Below are 20045 nucleotides of genomic sequence, written 5' to 3'. Positions count from 1 at the left end.
CGACGGACAGTGGAACCAGTCCGCATGATCAGCCTAAGATGGCGGCTCCATCCGACATTCGTCGACAGATGTTCTGTTGTCGCACCATCCGTGTTTGGACGCCAGCGGGCTCAATCGAACCCAGGGAGCTGGCTATCTGCTGAGCCTTCTGGGGGACTCGCCGTGACCGATGCTCCGATTGACGCGGACAGTTCCGACGACGATGCCGCCAGAGAGGCTGTCGAACGGGATCGGGCCGAGCTACGCACCTTCATCAAGGGGCTCAATCCGGGCGATGTCAAGTCAGGCGACTGGTTCTCGAAGCTCGTCACACAGGCCATGAGTTCCTACACCGACAAGGTCGACTGGCAGTACTTCCAGGAGAAGTACAAGGGCGTTCCGGCGGATGGTATCGTCGAGCAGCGGATCACGATGGCCTCGCGGTACGCCGCGCTCCAGGGCGGACTCTCGGCCGGGGCGTACTCGGCGGCGGTCGCCGCCACCGTCGGCAGCGCTGGCGGTGCCTCGCCGATCGCGCTGCCGGCCGCTGCGGTGACCCTCCTGGTCGACCTCACGTACATCACCCAGCTTCAGTTACGCCTGGCCTACGACATCTCCGTGCTGTATCGCGTCCCGCTCGATGTGTCCGACCCGGACGACATGTGGAAGCTCATCCGGGTGGCCTTCACGATCAAGAGCGGGGAGGTGGCGCGGGAGAGTGTCACCAAGGCGGTCCCGCTCGTGGTACGTCCATTGATCAAGAAGTTCTATTCCGGCCCTGTCCTGACCGCCGCGAAGGGGCTTCCCATCGTCGGGAAGCACCTCCTGCAGCGCAACGTCATCAAGGTCGGCATCCCTCTGGTCGGCATCCCGCTCACGGTCGTGCTGAACCGCTATACGACGCTGGTCGCGGGCCGGCACGCGCGGGACGTGTTCCGTAACGAGGCGCGCGTTATCGAGATTGCCTGGAGGCTAAGCAGCCGGAGTCAGTACCCACAGCTGATGTTGTGGGTCGCGTGGCTCGTCATCACCGCGGACAACAAGATCGGCGACGATGAGACGCTGCTGATGAGACACCTGGCGCGGATCGTCCGCGAGAGGCACGGTGTGGTCGATGACCAGCTGGCCAACGTGGTGGACATCGACCCCGACGATGTGTGGAAGCGTCTGGACGCCGAGCCCGGCGACCTGACCGAACTCCTCGATGTCGCCAGCCGGGTGGCCACCGTGGACGGCGACCTCAACGCAGGTGAGAAGGAGGCCATCGCAGAGCTTCGTGGCCGTTGCCACCGATCCTGACTCGGCGCGGCCCGGCGAGCCCGTCCCGCACGCCGCCGCGGACCTCACCCGGCCTGCGGTCCACCGCGATCGGCGAGATCGCCGAACCAGGTGAGGGCGTGCAGTCCCGAGGCGATGCCGTAGTCCAGGGTCGCCCGCTGGTACGCCGCCACATCGCGGAACTCCGCCGGCACCTCGATCGTGTCGAGACGTTCCTTGAGGGCGGTCAACTCGGCGAGATCCGCTGCGGCCCGCTCCTGAATCCGTCGCAGCACCGGTGCGCGATCCGCCGGGTCGAGCAGCCCCAGGAAGAACAGTCGGGAAAGGGTCGCTGTCTCCAGGTCTGCCCCGCTGAGTTCGCCCGTCATCCAGCGGTGGAACTCCTGCCGGCCCGCCTCGGTGACGCGATAGACCTTCTTGCCGCGTCCGCCCGGCTCGGTGCTCGCGACCTCGATCAGACCCTTGCCGAGCAGCGTGTCGAGGGCCCGTTTGATGCTGCCTGAGCTGGCGCTGTAGAACAGCGCGACGCCCGCCTCGAAGCTCTTGATCAGGCTGTACAGGCTCTGCGGGGCGAGCAGCAGCAGGCCCAGGATCACGTGTGCCACACCGGAGATCCTACCCGGTTGACTCTCTTAGACATGCCTAGTAGGCATGTTGCATGCGAAGAGATCCCTTGAGGCCACACACCTTCACGGCACCCGGCAACCGCGTGACCGACGAGGTCGACGCCGGCCTGACCAAACTCGTGCAAAGCTTGAGTGCCAGACCTGCTCTGCATCACGCCAGCCTCGCCGTGTCCAGCGCCGACGGGCAGCGCCGCTGGGCGGGCGGATCCGGACCGCAGGGCAGCGCCGAGCCGGAGGTACGCCCGGAGGCGCCCTTCTTCATCGCCTCGATCACGAAGCGGTTCATCATCACGCTCGTCCTACAGGGTCATGCGCGCTTCGGTGCGTAGGTCACGCAGTGCTCGTACTGCACGTGCGGCGCGGGGTGGACCGGACGCCGCAGATCACCGTACGCCACCTGGCCAGACGGACGCGGGTAGATAGGTGGAGATCGGAGCGGCGCTGCCGAGGCGATGCAGTGCAGCCGACAGAAGATGTGGCGCATCGAGAGCGGCCTCGGCCCGGCCCGCCCCCTCGACGTCAAGGTCATGTGCGAGCTGTACGCCGCCACCCCCGAGCTGACCGCCGCCCTCACCGCCCTGGCCACCGAAACCAAGGCCAAGAGCTGGTGGCACTCCTACGGCGACGCCATCCCCGACTGGTTCGAGCTGTACGTCGGCCTCGAATCCGCCGCCCCCCGCCTGCGGGAGTACGACGACGCACTGATTCCCGGGCTGCTACAGACCAGGGGTTACGCCCGTGGCGTCTACCAGTACCGATCACGGATCTCGGAGCAGGAACGGGAGCGGCTGGTCGAGGTTCGGCTCCAACGCCAGACGCTCCTGGAACGCCGTCTCCCGCCCGCACCACAGTTCGAGGTCATCCTCTCTGAAGCCGTTCTCCTACGCGTCGTCGGCAGTCCTGCCACCATGGCCGAACAGCTCCGACACCTGCTCAACGTGAGCGTCCTTCCCCACATCTCGATCCGGGTGCTCGCCCTCAGCGCCGGTCTGCACTTCGGCGCGGTCGCCGGCCCCTTCGTCATGCTCGACTTCCCGCTTCGCAACCGGGTCGAACCCGACCCTTCGGTGGTCTACAGCGAGTCGCTGACCGGGGTGCTCTACCTCGACCGCAAGGACGAACTCGCCATCTATGAAGAGGTGTGGACGAGCCTCACGTCACTGGCCCTCGATGAGCAACAATCGAAGCAACTGATCAACAAGATCATCGGAGAGGTCTACCATGGCCGAGCTGACCGGCGCACAGTGGCGCAAGAGCACCCGCAGCGGCGACAACGGCGGCAACTGCGTCGAAGTCGCCGACAACCTGCCTGGCCTCGTCGCCGTCCGAGACAGCAAGGACTCGGATGGGCCTGCACTCACCTTCTCCCCCACCGCCTGGAGCAGCTTCATCCGGGCCGCCAAGCCCTGCTGAGGCGTACACCAACGGGAGCGCATCCGGTGCCCCGCCGGGTGCTCCCGTTGGCCGCGCGGTTCAGGGGTCGCGTCCGCAGGGCCCCGACGACATCGTGACGGTGATTCCCCTGATCGTGGCGGTGTGGCTGGTCGACACGCCGACGTGCGACCAGCCACACCGCCACGATGAGACGCGGACCGCCACGGGTGACGCGGGCATGGCTCGCTTCGGCCAGATCAACAAGGCGCAGAGAACCTCGGTGATCTCTTATTCACGACTTCGCCGGGGTCCCTGTCGCCTCCGCACCTTCGGGCTGGGTCGCGTGGCCGAACAGCGACCACTGGTTACGCCACTCCGCCACGTTCGTCGGGTAGATCGCCGTGTGCCTGCTGTCGGGGTTGCGTGGGCGGACGCCATCGACGCTCGCCATGAACTCGTCGTGCCGCTCGCGTACGCCACGACGCAACTCGTCACCGGGCACGACGTAGAAATCCCGACGCTCAGCCGTCACGTCCACGAGCACATAGAAGTCACTCGACATCGCCGTCATCTTGTCAATGTCAGCGATCATCCAAGCGCCGCGCGCAGCGACCTGCACCGCCGCCTTCCTGCCGTTGATCTCCACAAACGTCCGAGCACCGATCATCTTGGCAGGGTAGCCCTGCAACAACGCCTCAGCCACCGCAAGGTGCCGCCCAGCCTGATGCTTCTGATGATTACTCGGAGCCATCTCGCCTCCTGAGGGAAGGGTGGGCGACCAGGCTACGACGGATCAGAGCTTCTGTCTCACCCTGGCAATCGCTTCGGGAAAGTCGAGCGATAGCTCGAAGACGATCGAGAGGTAAACCGCTGTGACACTGCTGGCCGGTGTGTTGGGCATCCCGGTGGAGATACTGGTCGGCCACCTGCGGGCGGCGCAACGCAGGTGGTCGGGAGAGGCCGCTTCGCCGTCCGGAAACTGCTAGCTCAGCGGGTTGAGTTGTCCGTAGGGCACCAGGGTTCCGCTGCTCCGGCGGCCTGCTCGCGCGCCGGCAGCGGCCCTGGCGCCCTGCGTACGATTCGACGATGGACGATCACCTTCTCGACGCGTTCGTGCAGGCGAACGCGGTGCGTGGGCTGGGCGCGCACGGGATCCACGTGTACCGCGAGGGCAGGGCGCCGGTCGCGCACCGGTTCGGCGCCGACGACCGGGTGAACGTCTACTCCGTGGCGAAGACGTTCACCTCTGTCGCGCTGGGGCTCGCGGAGGCGGAAGGACGCCTCACGCTGGACGATCGCCTGCTGGACCACTTTCCGGAGTTGCGGGCGACAGCGGCTGACGGAGCCGAGGGCATCACGCTGCGTCATCTGCTGACGATGACGACCGGCAGCAGTCACCGCTGGTTCGCCGGCCAACGGATCGACGCTGCGGACCTGCTCCACGAGATCGTCGCCGCGCCGCTGAAAGCCGCACCCGGAGCCAGATTCGCCTACACCGGCTCCGGCGCGTACGCGATCGGGCGGGTCATCGCGCGGGTCACCGGCGCGGACCTGCGCACGTACCTGCTGCCCCGGGTCTTCGTGCCGTTGGGCCTGGACGATCCGGCGTGGCGCACCTGCCCGCTCGGGTTTCCCCTTGCCGAGAGCGACCTGTTCCTGCGTACCCACGAACTCGCACGCTTCGCGCGGTTGCTGCTCCAGGATGGACGGTGGGAGGATCGTCAGCTTCTCCCGGCGTCGTACGTGCGGCGGATGACCACCGAACGGGTCGACACGGCCGCCATCACCTTCGGTGAGCGGTACACGCGCGGGTACGGGCTCGGCGTGTGGCTCGACGAGGGCGGCACCTACCGCATGGACGGGCGGTACGGGCAGTACGTGGTCGTCAGCCCCGGGCGGCGGGCGGCCGTCACCGTGACCGCGCACTCGGAGCGCGACCAGGAACTTCTCGACGCGATCCACGAGCTGGTGGTGGATCGGCTGACCTGAGCGGCCATCAGACGCGGGCCCAGTCCGGCGGCGGCACGACCACGGGGTCGGGTGCGCCGTCGATGGGTGCGAAGGCGTGCACGATCCGCAGATTCCCCTCGGCGGCGGCGTCCTCGTCGATGCGGACCAGGCCACTGCTGCCGTCCGCGCAGACCAGCACCCATCGGTCGGGTCGGATACTGCTGTCGTCGACCAGTGCCCGTACGCCGAGGGCTCTGGCCAGCGTGACCGCCAGTTCGCGCTCTGTCTAACCGGTGGCGTCGGCGAGTTCGGTGTCACCGGTCAGGACCCAGCCGAAGCCCTCGTCCCCGTCCACGGAGTGAGCATGGCGACCGGCCGAGGATCATCCGGTGTGCGGTCCTCGGTCCGACCGATGTACACCGCGTCCGGCGTGATGCCGTAGTCCTCGGCCAGCAGCCGGCGTAACGCCTCGGAGGGGAGTGTGTCGAAGTAGATCTGGTAACGCAATTCGATCCTTCCGGGTGGGTCCGGGTCCCGCAGCGCCAACCCGCTTCCCGATGGCATGAACGGGTCAGCTCGACAGCAGCCGACGCCGACACCGTGGCATCAGCTCGGCGCAGGCGCCACCGCCATACCCGCAGGGGTCCCGCCCGCCGCCGTTCGCGCCGAAGGAGCGGCGGTGTGACCGCCGAGTCCGCTCAGGCGGCGGCGAGGCGGGTGCGTTGGGTCAGCACCACGCAGCCCAGCACGACCAGCGCGGCGAGGATCGACTCCGGGCTGACGGTCTCGGCGAGCAGCAGCGCGGATCAGAGCAGGGTGAGCACCGGCTGGGCGAGTTGGATCTGGCCGACCTGGGCGATGCCGCCCCGGGCCAGGCCGGCGTACCAGGCGAAGAAGCCCAGAAACATGGAGACCGTGATCAGGTAGCCGAAGGCCGACCAGGCGGCGGCGTCGGCCGTGGGCGGGTGGGTCACGGCGATCGGCGCACGGGGCCCGGCCGGTGCCCGGCTGCGCGCGGCCCGGCTGCTCGACGACTTCTTCGTCGCCGGGCCGTTGCAGCAGGCCACCATCGAGGTCGTCACCTCACCGGCCTGGGCGCGACATCGTCGGGCGCTGCGGACCGCGCTCCGGGCCCGCCGCGAGGCCCTGCTGACCGCAATCCGCTGGCACCTGCCGGACCTCGCCGGGCAGCCCGTGGCGCGCGGCGGCCTGCACCTCTGGGCACGCCTGCCCGACGGCGTCGACGACGTGGCGCTGGCCGTGGCCGCGGCCGCCGAGGGCGTCGTGGTCTTTCCCGGTCGTCCCTGGTACGCGGCCGAGCCGCCGGCGCCGCACCTGCGTCTCACCTACGCCGCCGCCCCGCCCGAGCTGATGGACGAGGCCGTCCGTCGTCTCGCTCGGGCGCTGCGAACAGCCGTGGCGTGACACCATGACGGGGATTCCGGCAACGGCGCGGTCACGAACGGCCGCTACCATCGCCGGATGGATCTTCGCGGAACGATCAGCCCGGACCGCCCGTTGCTCGTCCTGGCCATCGCCGAGGAGGCCGCCCACCTCGATTCGCGCCTGCCGGTGCTGCTCACCGGGATGGGGAAGGTGAACGCGGCGGTCGCGGTGGCGGCGACGCTGGCCCGGGGCCCGCTGCCGTCGGCGGTGGTCAACCTCGGCACGGCCGGAGCGTTGCACCCCGACTGGACCGGTACGCAGCAGGTGGGCAGCGTGCTCCAGCACGACCTGGACACGGAGTTCATCCGCCGGCTGACCGGGCAGACCGTCGGCGCGCCGCTGGCGCTGGGCGGCGACGGGCCGGTGCTGGCCACCGGGGATCAGTTCATCGCCGACGACGAGGCGCGCGCCGCGCTGGCCGCACGCGCCCAGTTGGTGGACATGGAGGGCTACGCGGTGGCCGCGACGGCGCTGCGGTTCGGCGTACCGGTGCGGCTGGTCAAGCAGGTCAGTGACGAGGCCGGCGCGGGGGCCGACCGTACCTGGATGGAGTCGGTGGACGACTGCGCGCGGCTGCTCGCCGGCTGGGTCCGGGACCACCTCTGACAGTCGCACCGAGGCGTATCCGTCCCGGACCACACCGCACGGTCCTGCCTATCGTCGATCCGATCGCGTCGACGGGTCGGTCGACGCGTGCTCCTCGTCGGCCGGCCGGTCGTCCGCCGGGGCATCCTGGGCCTGCTCCGAGTAGCGCCACTTCCGTCGGGTATCGCCGGGTCGGCGCACCCCCGCCGGCCACGATCGTGCCAGCACCGCGAGCCCGAGCAGGACCATCACGTTGAGGACGAGCACCGCGCTGGTGAGCGGGTCCGGTGGTGCACCGTGCTGGTGGCCGGAGGACGGGGCCACCGGTGCGGCCGGCTCGCCCTGGCGAAGCGCGAGCGCCACGACGACGGTCACGATCAGCGCGATCGCCGCCAGGCCCCACCGCCGATGCCGCGACCTCATCTGACGCCGGCGCCGGTGAGTTCGCGGGGCGCGCAGGTGCAGGTCATCTGGTCCGCCTCCGTCGGCCCGGGACGGCGGTGCAGGAACATGGCGACGACCATCGGCAGGAAGACGATGCCGTTGTAGAACAGGTGCAGCTCGACCCGGGGCACGATGAGCTGAGCGATGCTGACCGGGCCGGCCTGGCCGAAGAACGTGGTGCCGGCCTGGACCTGGATGAGCAGCAGCAGGTGCTCGAAGTGGTGCCAGACCTGGATGCCCAGAGCGATGGACCACCAGGTCTTGGCCGTGCCGGCGAACCCGGGACGCAGCACGATGAACCCGGCCAACATGATCAGGGCGTAGGCGTAGTGCATCCACTCCTCGGTGACCAGCCACGGGAACGGCATCCCGAGGACTCCGCGAGACTCCGCGGTCGTCCATCCCAGGCCCCAGATCTGGAACGCCTGCACGAGGTGCTCGGCCCAGTGTGCGACCACGATGACGAGGAAGATCAGCAGCGCCGGGCGGTGGTACTGGGAGTTGAGCCGATTCATCGGAGTCCTCACTTCACGGGTTCTCGGAGGTCGGGGGTGGTGGAGGTGACGACGACCCATCACCGTCGATGGGCGATTCCCGTTTCTCGAAACCGATATGGATGGTGACGTGAAGCGCTTTGTTGCGCATGGAGTCCGCAGAAAGATCGGTCGCCCCCGCACGACCCAAACCTCTAGCACCATCGACTCCCTTCGCTGGAGGGTGCCGCATCGAGCTTCTGAGATCTAGCAACTTGCGGCATCGAAGGCAAGGGGTCGATCGGCCGCAAGTGACTGATCTGACGCGTCCGTCGCGTCCAGCACGGCGACGCGGCGTCGGGCGGCCACCACCCCTCGCCGGACCGGACGCAGGGGCGGGTAGCCTCCGGGCACACGGTACTCGACAGTGCGCGGTGTCGTCTTTGCAGTTGATCGAGCAGCGGTGACGTGGGGGCGAGTTTTCCCAGGTCAGGCCGCCTAGCATTTCGACTCTGATAGTTGCGTTTCGATGCTTGGGAGACCTCGCACCTCTTGCGCCACACGACTCACCTGTGGGATAACCACCGGTGTGGAAGTTCCGCCGAGGGACGGCGGCAACCACAGTGGACGGTCCCTTCAAGGTTGATTGTCATGGCTGCGGTGGGCGAGTTTCGCGTCCAGGATGCCACCGCTGTCTTCCGCTCAAGCGAATGCGACGCCAGCAGTTCCTCCGGTTTTACGGTACGGGTTGGCTGGCACTTGAGAACTGGGAGTGCGATGCTGATAGGTTTCCTGGGACGACCGATGTACCAAGCAGCGCTCGTTGCGGTGCCCCTCGTCGCGATAACGCTGGGATTCGTCGTCCCATCCACCCCGAGTTCGGCGAGCGCCGAGCCCTTTGCCCTCAGTGTCACTCCGATCTCGCCGGCGGTGGATCCGGTCCGAGCGATCCGCAACGTCAATCCCTCCGTCGACCACATCGCGCCCTGGATCAGCTCGGTAGGCGCCGGCGCAGCCGTCGCCGACCTCGACGGAGACGCCTACGCCAACGAGGTCTGCCTGGTCGATCCACGGTCGGACTCCGTCAGCATCCACCAGATCGCCCGGGACACGAAGAACAGCACCCCGGTAGTGACGCTGCTCGACCAGAACGGAATCGCTCCGGGTCGAGGCGGACAGCGGCTCGCCTATGAGCCGGCCACGCAGGCACCGATGGGATGCCGGCTCGCCGATCTCGACGGCAACGGCTGGACGGACGCTCTGGTCTACTTCTGGGGACGCGGACCGGTCGCCCATCTCAACCTCGGCGGCATGACGTTCGAGCCGCACGAGGTGCTCGACGGCGGCGCCGACCTCGACTGGTACACGAACACCGCGGCGTTCAGCGACCTCAACGGCGACGGCACCCTGGACATCTTCATCGGCAACTACTTCGCCGACGGGGCCCAACTCCTCGACCAGGGATCCCCGAAGAGAGTCGACATGAACGACTCGCTGTCCCGGGCGATGAACGGCGGGAGGAACTACGTGCTTCTCGGGCGGGGCGGATTCCCCGCCGTGACGTACGAGCTCGTCGCAGACGCCTTCTCCGACGACAACTCGCGGGGCTGGACGTTGGCGGTGGCCGCGGCTGATCTGAACGGTGACTCGCTGCCCGAACTCTACGTCGCCAACGACTTCGGTCCGGACCGCTTCTTCGTCAATCGGTCGGTCGACGGCAGGCTGGCGTTCGAGAACGTCGACGGCGGCAACAAGGGACTCTTCAATCCGCGCTCGACGATGATCGGCCGGGACTCCTTCAAGGGCATGGGCGTCACGATCGCCGACGTCAACCGCGACAACGACTACGACATCTACGTCAGCAACATCACCCACGAATTCGGCCTGTTCGAGAGCCAACTGCTCTTCCTCGGCGAGGGCGCGAAGGACGACGGCATCCCCACCTTCCGGCCGGGAGCCGAGGCACTCGGCCTCGCGCGTACGGCCTTCTCGTGGGACAACAAGGTCGGTGACCTGAACAACGACGGGCGGGTCGAGCTGCTACAGGCGACCGGCTTCGTTCGCGGGCCGGTGAACCGGTGGCCGGAGATTCAGGAACTCGCGCTCTCCAACGACACGCTGATCGCCAACCCCCGCTCGTGGCCCGACCTGACGGACGGAGACATCAGTGGGGCGGCGCCCCGGGTCGTCATGACACCGACAGAGGACGGCCGGTACGCGAACATCGCGGAAGCCTCCGGCCTTGACGATGGGGGCGTGATGCGTGGACTCGCACTAGCCGACATTGACGGCGACGGTGACCTCGACTGGATCGAGGCGAATCAGTGGGCCGACGCCCGGCTCGTGGTGAACGACTGCGACGACTGCGGCGGGTTCGTCGGCCTCCGGATCCTGCGTGCCACCGAGAGCACGCCCGGCACCTCCCCCACCGGCCCCCGTACGCCGGAGGTGATCGAGGGCCTTCGGGCCGCACACGAGGTGCGGGGCGTGGCCGCGATCGGCGCCTCGGCCACCGTCACCACCGGAAGCGGAGCCGCGTTCCGCTCCTACGTCGACGGCGGTAACGGGCACGGCGGTCAGAGCAGCACCGACGTCCACTTCGGGCTCGGTGACGACGCGGGAGACGCCAACACCGTCGCGCTGACCTGGCGAGACGCCACCGGGACGGTCCAGACCGCCGAGGTGCGGGTCGGCCGCGGCTGGCACACGGTGGTGCTGCCATGACCGGGACGTTGACGGCTCCCGCCCCGGCGGCGACACCACGCACCCGGCTCCGGGACCTTCCCGCGAAGATGCGGCCCACCGACCCGGCGAAACTGCGGCTCGCGGCGCTCCGCCGGTTCGCCGTCGCGATCATGATCCTCAACATCGTCGGGCATCTGTTCCTCGGCTTCGAGCAGACCATCGCCCAGCTACTCGTCGTGGTGTTCACGTGCTACGTCACCGAACTCGCGCTTGAGACACTCGTGGCGAAGCGGGATTCGAGGCGGCCGGCCTACCTCGCCCGCACCGACACGCCCACACGCCGCGAACGCACCATGGCTCTCGTCAACTTCCTCCTGCCGGCGCACATCAGCGGATTCGCGCTGGCGATGCTGCTGTTCATCAGCGATCGCATCGACCTGTTCATCGTCGCCGCGGTCGTCACGATCAGCAGCAAGTACATCTTCCGGGTCCGGACCCAGAACGGCGACAAGCACTACTTCAACCCCTCGAACTTCGGCATCACGGTGATGCTGGTGCTGTACGCCAGCACCGTGAGCATCGCGCCGCCGTACCAGTTCACCGAGTACCTCAATCACTTCGGCGACATCGCGCTCCCCGCGTTCCTCGCATGCCTGGGTCTGTTCATCAACTTCATCTTCACCGGCAAGCTTCCGCTGATCTTCGCGTGGGTGGGTGGCTTCACGGCGCAGGCGGCGATCCGCGCCGTCTTCTCCGACGACATCTCCTTCCCCGCCGCGATGGCCCCGCTCACGGGGATGGCGCTGCTGCTCTTCACGCTCTACATGATCACCGACCCGGGCACGACACCGAGGTCCAGGTCAGGCCAGATCACGTTCGGTCTCGCGGTCGCTGCGGTCTACGGCGTCCTCATGACCTTCCACGTGGCCTTCGGCGTCTTCTTCGCGCTCACGATCGTCAGCGCCTGCCGCGGCGCCGGGCTGTGGATCGCATCGAGGAGGGCCGCTGCGGCGTCCACGGACTCCCGCGCCGGCGGAACCTCGCCGACGCCCGCCGCGGGTCACCCGGCGGAGAGGGTCCGTGCCACCGATTGAACTCGTCGACACCTGACACGGGCTTTCTGTGGCCTGGTGGGCGAGCGGAAAGGAGAAAAAGAACATGGAACTTGCGGAGACACTTCGGGAAGCGGTCGCGATGTTGGTCATGACCGAGCCGGAGGAGATCGGACTCGACACGTCCTTCGCTGAGCTGGGGGTCGACTCGCTGGGCCGCCTTGAACTCATCGCCCTCGTCGAGCAGCACCTGGGCCGGATCCTGCCGGAGAACCAGACCCCGGAACTGGACACCATCAACGAGGTCGTCAAGTTCGCCGAATCGCTAGCGGCCGCATGACAGCCAGAACTCCAGTTGTCACCGGTCTCGGCGTCGTCAGCGCCGCCGGCATCGGTGCCACCAACTTCTGGCAGGGCCTGCAACAGGGCACACCACGATTCCGCGAGGTGTCGCTCTTCCCGACCGGAGACCTGCCCAATCGCATCGCGGGCGAGATCGGAGGCTGGACACCCGGCTTCGATGCCATCGATGCCGATCGGCTCGACGGCGACCGGACGGCCACGTTCGCGCTCGCCGCGCTGGACGAGGCCATCGCCGATGCCGGCCTCGGCGACATCCGGCCGGACCGCGTACTGCTCGGGACGACCGTCGGCGATGTCGCCGATCACGAGCGGGCACGGCGCGACGCCGTGCAGACGGGGGCCGGTCTGCCCGGCACGCTGGACGTGGACGGGTCGCTGCGTACCCGGGTCGCACGGCACCTCGGCGGGTCGATCCCGGTCGACCTGTTCGTCACGGCGTGCGCTGCGGGCAACATGGCGCTGATCCGTGCGGCACAGCTCGTCACCAGCGGCTCTGCCGACGTGGTGATCTGCGGCGGGGCAGAGGCGATCTCGCGGATGGCCTTCACCGGGTTCTCCCGGATGCGCGGCATGGCGCGGGAGCGCTGTCGCCCGTTCAGCGACGCACGCGACGGACTGCTGCTCGGCGAGGGTTCCGCCTTCCTGATCGTGGAGTCGGCCGCGCACGCCGCCGCGCGCGGCGTACCGGTGCGCGCGACGGTCGCCGGCTACGGCCTCACCTGCGACGCGAAGCATCCGGCGGCACCGGATCTGTCCGGCGACGGTGTGGCGCGGGCGATGAGGTCCGCGATCGCCGCGGCGGATCCGTCAGACGTCGCCTACGTCTGTGCCCACGGCACCGGCACGCCGCAGAACGACGCTGCCGAAGCCGCCGCCTACCGCAAGGTCTTCACCCAGTCGCCCCCGCCGATCAGCTCCATCAAGGCCCTCATCGGACACTCCCTCGGCGCTGCCAGCGCGATCGAGGCGGTCGCCTGCACGCTCGTGCTCACGCACCAGCGAACGATCCCGCAGTGGGGTCTCGACGGCGAAGGCACCTCGCTCGGCGTCCGGCCGGCGACCGGCGGTCCCGACGACGCGGCCCGGATCGACCTGGTGCTCAACAACGCGATCGCCTTCGGCGGCAACAACACCTGTGTCGGCCTACGGCGGCCAGAAGCGGCGTACCAGGAGGCCACCGCATGACGAACGAGATCCACTGCGCCAGGGCCTCCGTCGCCGCCACCTTCGATCTCCACCAGGTCGCGGACCTCACGGGCACCCCGGCACCACCGGGCAACCTTCCCGCCCTCGTACGCCGGTACCGGTCATCACGCTCGGCCGTCGTGGTCCTGGCCCTACAGTCCTGGCTCCAGCGTGCCGGAGCCGACCTGCCCGCCCCCGAGCATCGCGGCATCGCCCTGGGCACCGAGACCGGCTCCGGCCCGGACATCGACGAGTTCCTCGCGGAGTCGATCCGCCGGGGCGACCACCTCGTGAACCCCGCGCTCTTCCCGATGACCGTCCACAACGCGGCGGCCGGTAACGCCGCGATAGCCGCCCAGTGCCGCGGCCCCAGCGTGGTGGTGAGCGCGGGGGTCGAGTCCGCCTGGTCGGCGCTCGACGCGGCCCGCGCTCTCCTCGTCGACGGCAGCGCCGACATCGTGTTCGTCGGCGGCTTCGAGTCGCAGCGACTGTCGGACGGCGCCACGGGCACCGTCGCCGCCCTCATCGCCCTCAGCACCGACCCGGCGGCACTCGGGCGAGATCACCTGGGACCACTGACCGCGCAGCTGCACCGGGCGGGCGTCCGGCCGGAAGCGGCAGCACACCCGGGCCCGTCCGAGACTCCCCGGGCGGGCGACGCCGCCGGGGCGAGCGTGGCGGCGCTCGTCAGGTTCGCGAACACGTTCGCCCGGCAGCCCGGGGCCGCGACCGAGCCGGACGGAGTCGCGGCTGCGGCGGTGGCGCGATGACGTCACCCTCAGCGGCCGACACGCACCAGCCGACCGTGGACCAGACGACGCGGTCGGCCACGTTCCTGATCGGCGCCAGCGGCGACCTGGGCCGCGCGGTGGCCACCACCCTCATCGACGCCGGCCACCGCGTCGCGCTCACCTGCCACGCGAACGAGGAGGCCATGCACGATCTGCTGGCCCGCGCCGACAAGGCCGGGCTGGACGGCGTCGGCAGCCGGTGCGACACGCGGAGCCCGGACGCGATCCGCGCGACCTACCAGCGCTTCGTCGAGGCGCTCGGGCCACCTGGCGTCCTCGTCTACTGCGCCGGCATCCGACGCGATCGACCCCTCCTGCAAATGGCCGACGAGGACTGGGCCGACGTCCTCGACACCAACCTGCGGGGAGCGATGCAGTTCGTCCGGCTGGCCGGCGCGGACATGGTCCGCGCCAGGTTCGGCCGGATCATCCTGATCTCGTCCGTCTCCGGACGAGCCGGCGTCGCGGGTCAGGCGAACTACGGCGCGAGCAAGGGTGGCATGGAGGCGATGGTCAGAGCGTTGACGCGCGAGTTCGGGCAGTTCGGCGTCACCATCAACGGAGTCGCGCCAGGTCTGGTGGAGTCGGCCATGACCGCCGATCTGCCGTCCGCCGTCAAGCGCGGCTATCTGAGCCGGATCCCGCTGCGGCGCTTCGCCGAGCCGGCGGACATCGCCCCGCTCGTGAGCTTTCTGGTCTCGGACGGCGCCCGATACATCACCGGGCAGACCTTCGTGGTCGATGGTGGACTGACAGCATAGGAGGCGCTGATGACCAGGCGAGTGGTGATCACAGGGCTCGGCGTCGTCAGCGCCGGCGGCATCGGCATCGACCAGACCTGGCGGACGATCCAGCAGGCCCCGCCGTGCGCGCAGATCGTCGAGCTTCCCTCCGCGCGTCCGGAGGACGGCAAGTTCAAGGTCTTCATGGCTCCGGACTATCGCCTCGCGGACGTCACCGAGACCTACGTCGACGGCGCCCAACTCGAAAGCGAAGGCATCGACCAGCAACGTGACATCAAGCATCTCGTCGCCGCCGCCGGGCTCGCCATCGACGACGCGGGTCTGCGGTCGTTCGCCGACCTCGATCTGCGCGAGGTCGGGCTCGTGGTCGCCGACGAGCACCCGGGCGTCGAACGCCTGGCCCGCACGCTGTACGGGGCGGTGGCCGACGCCGCCACCACCGCACCCCGGCAGGCCGGCTACACCGACCTGTCGGAACAGATCTTCGCACTGAACACGTTCCTCGCCCCGTACCTCGTCGCCCGTGCGCTGCACATCGGCGGCGAGTGCGGCTTCGTCAACTCCGCGTGCGCGTCGGGCCTCACCGCGATCGACAACGCCGCCACCCAGATCCGGCTCGGCCGCAGCCCACTGGCCATCGCGGTGGCCTCGGACGACCCGCTCAGCTCCGGCAAGTTCCGCTGGTTCGCCGACATGCACCTCTACGCGATGGACGGGGTTCCCCGGCCCTTCGACCCGGCGGCCTCGGGCACCGTCTTCGGCGACGGCGGCGCGGCGGTCGTCCTTGAGGACGAGGAGCACGCGCGACGCCGGGGCGCCCGGATCTACGGCCGTCTGCTCGGTGCCGGTTTCACGCAGGACGGGTGGCGTATCAGCGCACCCAACCCCGCGAGCGCCAACCAGGGGCGGTCCATCCGGCGGGCGCTCCGCGAGGCGGCGCTCGACGCGGAACAGGTCGACGTCATCGTTCCGCACGGCACCGGGATCCGGATGATCGACAACTACGAGGCCAGGACGATTCGCCACCTCTGGCCGGACCGAGGCGAGCAACCGGTGTGTCTACCGCTCAAGCCGTACGTCGGTCACAACCTCGGCGGGTCGTCGCTGCTGGAGACGGCCCTGCTGCTCAAGGCGATGGCGGAGCGGCGCGTTCCGGCCGTCCCCGCCACCGCGTCGGCTCACGGTCTCGACCTTCCCGCCGCCTGGTCCTCCACCCACATCCGGTACGCCGTCAAGTCCGCCGTCGGTTTCGGCGGGTTCTACGGAGCGATCGTCCTGGAGGCGATCTGACATGCCCGACCGAACTCGACCCGCAACCGGCCACGTCGACGCCTACGTCGACGAGGCGTACCTCGACGCGTGCGCCGACGCGTGGCAGGTGACCAGCGAGCTCGCGCAGTCGATCCTGGACGCGCTCGATCCCGACGCGGTGGACCCGACCGACGACCACCGCCGGCACTGCGTCGACTGGCTTCGCCGGGCCGCCGACTACCGGATGCTCCCCCGGCCCGCGCCGGTGGCGATCCCGTCGGCGGAAGCCCACGCCCCGACGGTCGAACTGTTGCGCCACGCCGCCGGCGCGTACCCCCGGTTCCTGGACGGGACCTCGTCGGGCCGGTCGATCCTGCTCGCCGGCCGGGGCATGCGGCTGTGGAACGGCTACTTCCAGTCGCCCAACCTGCTGTACCGGCCGCTCAACGCCGCTGCCGCAGCCGCCGTCAACCACACCCTGCGGACGGGCGGCGGCACCCGGATCCTCGAAGTGGGCGCCGGAACCGGCGGCGCGACCGCGCACCTGTTGGCCCAGTGGCCCGACGACCTCTCCGGCGACTACGACTACACCGTCACCGACATGAGCGCCAGCCTCCTGGTGGGTGCCCGACGGACGCACAGCGGACGGACACCGTCCCACCTTCGCCTGGAATTCCGACGATTCGACTTCGACCTCGCCGACGGCCAGGGGCTGGCCCCGGGAAGCTACGACGTCGTGCTGGCGGTCAACGCGCTGCACATCGCCACCGACATTTCCTCGACCCTGCGGAACCTTCGATCGCTGCTCCGCCCCGGCGGCGCTCTGGTGCTCAGCGAGTCGCTCTGCGCCGCCGGCGACCTCGTACACCAGGAGTTCATCTTCAATCTCCTCCCGTTGCGCGCCGACGCCTTCCGACGGGGAAGCCGCTTCTCCGCGGCGGCAGACTGGCAGGACCACTTCGACGCCGCCGGGATCGACGCGGAGATCCAGGTCAACACGTCCGGGCCGGAACTGGTGATGGTGGCGGTCGCCGCCGCCGAGGCCGCGCCGTGAGTTCCCCGTGGGACCGGCAGGCTCGGCACGCCCCAGGTGGCCTCGGTCGCACGCTGACCGTCGGTACGGCGACCGCCACGCGTCCCGTACGGGTCCTCGTCACCGGAGCGACGGGCTTCCTCGGCAGGTGGGTCACCGAGGGATTCTCGGCACTCGGCGACCACGTCACGACCTTCTCCGGGCGAGCGCTCGGTGCGGCGTCGACGAAGACGGGCCGGGCGCTACGGAGGGCGGCGGCCGAGGTCGACGCCGTCTGCCATCTCGCCGCCGCCACGCCGCTTCAACTTGGCCGACGCGACGATCTCGCCTACGCGCGGTGCAACGTCGACGCGACGCACCTGCTGCTCGACGCGGTCGCCGCGACGAGCGGCTGCCGGGTGGTGTTCGCCTCGACCGCGATGGTCGGCGGACTGAGCGAAGCGGCGACCAGACGGCAGTCCGACAGGGTCACCTACGCCGAGTCGAAGCTGGTCGCCGAGGACCTCGTCGAGCGGTACAGCGGGCAGGCGGGCTCCGGTGTCTCGTTGCGCTTCAACGCGCTCGGTGGACCACGGACGCCACCGGACCGGGGCGTCGTCGCCGCGGCGCTCCGCGCCGCTCACGAGGACCGACCGTTCGACCTCTATGGCAGCGGATCGTCGGGCCGCGACTACCTGCACGTCCTCGACGCCGCGCGTGCGGTGATCTCCGCTGCCCGCCGACCGGTCGACGGCTACCAGGCCATCGAGATCGGCAGCGGTCAGCTGTCCACGACCGACGCCGTCCTCGCGGCCGTGGAACACGCCACCGGGCGGCGTGTGCGGCGTCGACACCTGCCGGAGCGCGCCGATGTCGACGAGCGACCCGCCTGCGACCTGCGCCCGGCCCGCGCGATGCTCGACTGGACGCCGCACCGGTCCCGGCTCGCCACCCTGGTCAGCGACCAGTGGGCCGAGCAGCAGGAGCCAGGCGGGTTCTCGGCCCGCCTCAGGTGGGCTCTCGACACGTCCGGCCGGCCGCTGACCACCATCGCTCCCCCGCGAGCAGGAGGCTGACGATGACGAACGCCGGTTCGCCGACACCGGCCGACACCAGACGGGACTTCGACCTGATCGTCGTCGGTGCTGGCGTCGCCGGGTTGTCGGCCGCCTTCTACTGGCTCACCGAGGTCGACCGGGACGCGCGAGTCCTGATCGTCGAGGAAGGTGCGCAGATCGGCGGGCCGGCGATCCAGCACACCTTCGACGTGGACGGGCGGAGTCTGGTCTCGCCGGGCGGCGCACAGGAACTGACCTTTCCGTCCGCCTTCGCCCCCGCGGTGACGTCCGCCCTGTCCACGCTGGGCGTCGAGATCGACCGCTTCTATTCCGACACCGTGTCGACGCACTACACCGACCAGGGCGCCGAAGGCCACGGGTACGCCTTCGCCGCGTCGGTCTGGGGGCGAAGCCACCTGGTCGCCCACGGCCGGTCGGCCGTCGCGGACTTCGCCGACGCGCCGATCGCGCCCCGGGCGAAGGCAGAGGTCGCCGCGCTCGTCAGCGAACCGACCGACTGGCTGCACGGCAGGACCGACGACGAGAAGCTCGCCGAACTCCGGGGGCGGAGCTGCGACGGTGTGCTGCGGGACTTCGCCTCGCTCGACGACGACACCCACCGGTTCCTGCGGTACAGCACCTCCGCGCAGTCGGGCATGACGTTCGACCAGCATCCGGCCCTCGACGCCGCGCTCATCGGCTACCTGGGCCTGGACGGGATCGGTGTCCGCCCGGCCGGTGACCCGTGGGCGGGGCTGACCCGGACCGGCACGAGGTTCTTCCCCCACATGGACCCGCCGATCTTCCGTTTCCCGGACGGCAACGCCACCATCGCCCGGGCCATCGCCCACCACCTCATCCCCGACCTGTTCGACGCCGCCACCGTCGACGACCGGCTGACCGCCGTGATGTCCGTCGACGCGCTCGACCGGCCGGACAACCAGGTGCGGATCCGCCTGAACTCCATGGCCACCGTGCTTCGGCACGACGGCGCCGACAGCGTCCTGGTCACGGTCGACGGCAGCGGTGGCGCCACCCGCACGTACCGGGCCCGGGCCGCGATCGTCGCCGCCCCCGCCCGGGCCGCGACGCGGCTCGTCCCGGAACTCGGGCAGGACCAGCAGGCCACCGCCGCCTGCCTCGGCCGGTACCCGATCGTGTCCGCCTCCATCGCGTTCCGGAACTGGCGAGCGTGGCAGTCGCTCGGCATCTCCCGAATCTCCTGGCCCGGCCACCCCACCTGGCAGATCGCCGGACTTGAGTTCCCGGTCACCATCGGCGCCGTCACACCGTCACCGTCGCCCGACGACCCCACGACGGCGACCGCGCTCGGCGCGCTCACCGAGGCGGGTACGGACCCGGCCACCGGTGCGGCTGCCGGCCGTCGACGGCTGCTCACCGCCACGGCACGCCACGAGATCTCCGCCGAGCTGCGAGGTCTGCTGGCGGAGGCTCTCGCACCCGGTGGCCTCGTCGCCGACCGCGACATCGCCGCCGTCCGCGTCGAGATGTGGCCACAGGGGTACGCCCGCTACAGCACCTCGCGCGACCGTCCCGGCGACGGCAGCGCCGCGACCGAGGCGAAGAGCCGCCTCGCTGCCGGCGTCGGCCGGATCGCCGTCGCCGGCGTCGACGTCATCGATCATCCCTTCCTTGACGGCGCCATGGAATCCGCACATCTCGCAGTGACTCATCTCGCGAACGGTGGAGCCGGCCGATGACGTGCCCGGCACCTCTCCACCGTCCACGG

23 protein-coding genes and 1 pseudogene are annotated in these 20045 nt (G+C 69.6%); 17 read left to right on the top strand and 7 right to left on the bottom strand.

Annotated elements, in window-relative coordinates; translation table 11 throughout:
• Nucleotides 1-162 precede the first annotated feature (162 nt).
• The gene (locus ID554_RS28225) at nucleotides 163-1278 is read left to right on the top strand and encodes a hypothetical protein (protein WP_117230629.1); all 1116 of its coding nucleotides are present in this window, start codon (nucleotides 163-165) and stop codon (nucleotides 1276-1278) included.
• A 44-nt stretch (nucleotides 1279-1322) separates the two neighbouring features.
• Here the strand turns inward: ID554_RS28225 and ID554_RS28220 are convergent, their stop codons facing one another.
• A complete protein-coding gene (locus tag ID554_RS28220) occupies nucleotides 1323-1862 on the bottom strand; it encodes a PadR family transcriptional regulator (RefSeq protein ID WP_117230628.1) in 540 nt (179 codons plus the stop codon).
• Nucleotides 1863-1966: 104 nt separating this feature from the next.
• Between ID554_RS28220 and ID554_RS28215 the strand changes: the two genes are divergently transcribed.
• The 3 genes and pseudogenes from ID554_RS28215 (at nucleotide 1967) to ID554_RS28210 (ending at nucleotide 3296) form a co-directional block, all read left to right on the top strand.
• Nucleotides 1967-2212 carry a serine hydrolase domain-containing protein gene (locus ID554_RS28215; RefSeq protein WP_117230627.1) on the top strand — a complete coding sequence of 82 codons (246 nt, stop codon included), beginning with the start codon at nucleotides 1967-1969 and terminating at the stop codon, nucleotides 2210-2212.
• Between the two features lie 90 nt (nucleotides 2213-2302).
• Nucleotides 2303-3070 (top strand): annotated as a pseudogene (locus ID554_RS32145) (DUF5753 domain-containing protein); the annotation flags it as partial.
• A 34-nt stretch (nucleotides 3071-3104) separates the two neighbouring features.
• Complete coding sequence (locus ID554_RS28210; protein ID WP_117230632.1) at nucleotides 3105-3296, top strand: DUF397 domain-containing protein; 192 nt, start codon at nucleotides 3105-3107, stop codon at nucleotides 3294-3296.
• 253 nt (nucleotides 3297-3549) lie between these two features.
• On the opposite strand, the gene ID554_RS28205 is transcribed toward ID554_RS28210, so the two are convergent.
• Nucleotides 3550-4008 (bottom strand): hypothetical protein, encoded by a 459-nt coding sequence (locus tag ID554_RS28205; RefSeq protein ID WP_147333569.1) that lies wholly within the window; start codon nucleotides 4006-4008, stop codon nucleotides 3550-3552.
• 335 nt (nucleotides 4009-4343) lie between these two features.
• Here ID554_RS28205 and ID554_RS28200 point away from each other — a divergent pair, with 335 nt between their 5' ends.
• Nucleotides 4344-5246: a serine hydrolase domain-containing protein gene (locus tag ID554_RS28200; protein ID WP_117230625.1), complete on the top strand. Its 903-nt coding sequence runs from the start codon at nucleotides 4344-4346 to the stop codon at nucleotides 5244-5246.
• A gap of 7 nt (nucleotides 5247-5253) precedes the next feature.
• On the opposite strand, the gene ID554_RS32140 is transcribed toward ID554_RS28200, so the two are convergent.
• From ID554_RS32140 to ID554_RS32130, 3 genes are all read right to left on the bottom strand, one after another.
• Nucleotides 5254-5406, bottom strand: coding sequence for a hypothetical protein (locus tag ID554_RS32140; RefSeq protein WP_223884307.1), 153 nt, complete (start codon nucleotides 5404-5406; stop codon nucleotides 5254-5256).
• 122 nt (nucleotides 5407-5528) lie between these two features.
• Complete coding sequence (locus tag ID554_RS32135) at nucleotides 5529-5771, bottom strand: hypothetical protein (RefSeq protein ID WP_223884306.1); 243 nt, start codon at nucleotides 5769-5771, stop codon at nucleotides 5529-5531.
• 242 nt (nucleotides 5772-6013) lie between these two features.
• Nucleotides 6014-6181 (bottom strand): EamA family transporter, encoded by a 168-nt coding sequence (locus ID554_RS32130; protein ID WP_223884305.1) that lies wholly within the window; start codon nucleotides 6179-6181, stop codon nucleotides 6014-6016.
• Here ID554_RS32130 and ID554_RS28185 point away from each other — a divergent pair.
• Nucleotides 6165-6632 carry an aminotransferase class I/II-fold pyridoxal phosphate-dependent enzyme gene (locus ID554_RS28185; protein ID WP_223884304.1) on the top strand — a complete coding sequence of 156 codons (468 nt, stop codon included), beginning with the start codon at nucleotides 6165-6167 and terminating at the stop codon, nucleotides 6630-6632. The genes ID554_RS32130 and ID554_RS28185 overlap by 17 nt on opposite strands.
• A 57-nt stretch (nucleotides 6633-6689) precedes the next feature.
• Nucleotides 6690-7259, top strand: a complete 570-nt coding sequence (locus tag ID554_RS28180) for a nucleosidase (protein ID WP_117230624.1) — start codon at nucleotides 6690-6692, stop codon at nucleotides 7257-7259.
• A gap of 48 nt (nucleotides 7260-7307) precedes the next feature.
• Here the strand turns inward: ID554_RS28180 and ID554_RS28175 are convergent, their stop codons facing one another.
• Together ID554_RS28175 and ID554_RS28170 are read right to left on the bottom strand one after the other, a co-directional pair.
• Complete coding sequence (locus ID554_RS28175; RefSeq protein ID WP_117230623.1) at nucleotides 7308-7661, bottom strand: hypothetical protein; 354 nt, start codon at nucleotides 7659-7661, stop codon at nucleotides 7308-7310.
• Nucleotides 7658-8197 (bottom strand): hypothetical protein, encoded by a 540-nt coding sequence (locus tag ID554_RS28170; protein WP_191088646.1) that lies wholly within the window; start codon nucleotides 8195-8197, stop codon nucleotides 7658-7660. Before ID554_RS28170 ends, ID554_RS28175 begins: the two co-directional genes overlap by 4 nt.
• 888 nt (nucleotides 8198-9085) lie before the next feature.
• On the opposite strand from ID554_RS28170, the gene ID554_RS28165 reads away from it, so the two are divergent.
• The 10 genes from ID554_RS28165 to ID554_RS28120 all read left to right on the top strand — a co-directional run bounded on the left by ID554_RS28165 (nucleotide 9086) and on the right by ID554_RS28120 (nucleotide 20016).
• A complete protein-coding gene (locus ID554_RS28165; protein WP_158573826.1) occupies nucleotides 9086-10879 on the top strand; it encodes a CRTAC1 family protein in 1794 nt (597 codons plus the stop codon).
• Complete coding sequence (locus tag ID554_RS28160; RefSeq protein WP_117230620.1) at nucleotides 10876-11934, top strand: enediyne biosynthesis protein UnbU; 1059 nt, start codon at nucleotides 10876-10878, stop codon at nucleotides 11932-11934. The genes ID554_RS28165 and ID554_RS28160 overlap by 4 nt, the downstream gene beginning before the upstream one ends.
• Nucleotides 11935-11998: 64 nt before the next feature.
• The gene (locus ID554_RS28155) at nucleotides 11999-12232 is read left to right on the top strand and encodes an acyl carrier protein (RefSeq protein WP_147333568.1); all 234 of its coding nucleotides are present in this window, start codon (nucleotides 11999-12001) and stop codon (nucleotides 12230-12232) included.
• Complete coding sequence (locus ID554_RS28150) at nucleotides 12229-13440, top strand: beta-ketoacyl-[acyl-carrier-protein] synthase family protein (RefSeq protein WP_117230618.1); 1212 nt, start codon at nucleotides 12229-12231, stop codon at nucleotides 13438-13440. Before ID554_RS28155 ends, ID554_RS28150 begins: the two co-directional genes overlap by 4 nt.
• Nucleotides 13437-14210: a beta-ketoacyl synthase N-terminal-like domain-containing protein gene (locus tag ID554_RS28145; RefSeq protein WP_117230617.1), complete on the top strand. Its 774-nt coding sequence runs from the start codon at nucleotides 13437-13439 to the stop codon at nucleotides 14208-14210. Before ID554_RS28150 ends, ID554_RS28145 begins: the two co-directional genes overlap by 4 nt.
• Nucleotides 14207-14992, top strand: coding sequence for a 3-oxoacyl-ACP reductase FabG (fabG, locus tag ID554_RS28140; protein WP_117230616.1), 786 nt, complete (start codon nucleotides 14207-14209; stop codon nucleotides 14990-14992). The genes ID554_RS28145 and fabG overlap by 4 nt, the downstream gene beginning before the upstream one ends.
• A gap of 9 nt (nucleotides 14993-15001) precedes the next feature.
• Nucleotides 15002-16264, top strand: a complete 1263-nt coding sequence (locus ID554_RS28135; RefSeq protein WP_117230615.1) for a beta-ketoacyl-[acyl-carrier-protein] synthase family protein — start codon at nucleotides 15002-15004, stop codon at nucleotides 16262-16264.
• A gap of 1 nt (nucleotide 16265) precedes the next feature.
• The gene (locus ID554_RS28130) at nucleotides 16266-17279 is read left to right on the top strand and encodes a class I SAM-dependent methyltransferase (protein WP_117230614.1); all 1014 of its coding nucleotides are present in this window, start codon (nucleotides 16266-16268) and stop codon (nucleotides 17277-17279) included.
• The gene (locus ID554_RS28125) at nucleotides 17276-18313 is read left to right on the top strand and encodes an NAD-dependent epimerase/dehydratase family protein (RefSeq protein WP_158573825.1); all 1038 of its coding nucleotides are present in this window, start codon (nucleotides 17276-17278) and stop codon (nucleotides 18311-18313) included. Before ID554_RS28130 ends, ID554_RS28125 begins: the two co-directional genes overlap by 4 nt.
• A gap of 2 nt (nucleotides 18314-18315) precedes the next feature.
• Nucleotides 18316-20016, top strand: coding sequence for an NAD(P)-binding protein (locus ID554_RS28120; RefSeq protein WP_117230613.1), 1701 nt, complete (start codon nucleotides 18316-18318; stop codon nucleotides 20014-20016).
• The last annotated feature ends 29 nt before the right edge of the window (nucleotides 20017-20045 follow it).

Source organism: Micromonospora craniellae, assembly GCF_014764405.1.
Lineage (GTDB): Bacteria > Actinomycetota > Actinomycetes > Mycobacteriales > Micromonosporaceae > Micromonospora > Micromonospora craniellae.
Note: the sequence above shows the minus strand (reverse complement) of the source record. Positions and strands in the feature narration are given on the sequence as shown.

Excerpts from the sequence above, each read along its gene's own strand:
- ID554_RS28205 (WP_147333569.1), bottom strand. The coding sequence starts at position 4,008 with ATGGCTCCGAGTAATCATCAGAAGCATCAGGCTGGGCGGCACCTTGCG.
- ID554_RS28135 (WP_117230615.1), top strand. The coding sequence starts at position 15,002 with ATGACCAGGCGAGTGGTGATCACAGGGCTCGGCGTCGTCAGCGCCGGC.
- ID554_RS28180 (WP_117230624.1), top strand. The coding sequence starts at position 6,690 with ATGGATCTTCGCGGAACGATCAGCCCGGACCGCCCGTTGCTCGTCCTG.
- ID554_RS28155 (WP_147333568.1), top strand. The coding sequence starts at position 11,999 with ATGGAACTTGCGGAGACACTTCGGGAAGCGGTCGCGATGTTGGTCATG.
- ID554_RS32135 (WP_223884306.1), bottom strand. The coding sequence starts at position 5,771 with ATGCCATCGGGAAGCGGGTTGGCGCTGCGGGACCCGGACCCACCCGGA.
- ID554_RS28120 (WP_117230613.1), top strand. The coding sequence starts at position 18,316 with ATGACGAACGCCGGTTCGCCGACACCGGCCGACACCAGACGGGACTTC.
- ID554_RS28130 (WP_117230614.1), top strand. The coding sequence starts at position 16,266 with ATGCCCGACCGAACTCGACCCGCAACCGGCCACGTCGACGCCTACGTC.
- ID554_RS28200 (WP_117230625.1), top strand. The coding sequence starts at position 4,344 with ATGGACGATCACCTTCTCGACGCGTTCGTGCAGGCGAACGCGGTGCGT.
- ID554_RS28145 (WP_117230617.1), top strand. The coding sequence starts at position 13,437 with ATGACGAACGAGATCCACTGCGCCAGGGCCTCCGTCGCCGCCACCTTC.
- ID554_RS28150 (WP_117230618.1), top strand. The coding sequence starts at position 12,229 with ATGACAGCCAGAACTCCAGTTGTCACCGGTCTCGGCGTCGTCAGCGCC.
- ID554_RS28210 (WP_117230632.1), top strand. The coding sequence starts at position 3,105 with ATGGCCGAGCTGACCGGCGCACAGTGGCGCAAGAGCACCCGCAGCGGC.
- fabG (WP_117230616.1), top strand. The coding sequence starts at position 14,207 with ATGACGTCACCCTCAGCGGCCGACACGCACCAGCCGACCGTGGACCAG.
- ID554_RS28170 (WP_191088646.1), bottom strand. The coding sequence starts at position 8,197 with ATGAATCGGCTCAACTCCCAGTACCACCGCCCGGCGCTGCTGATCTTC.
- ID554_RS28160 (WP_117230620.1), top strand. The coding sequence starts at position 10,876 with ATGACCGGGACGTTGACGGCTCCCGCCCCGGCGGCGACACCACGCACC.
- ID554_RS28175 (WP_117230623.1), bottom strand. The coding sequence starts at position 7,661 with ATGAGGTCGCGGCATCGGCGGTGGGGCCTGGCGGCGATCGCGCTGATC.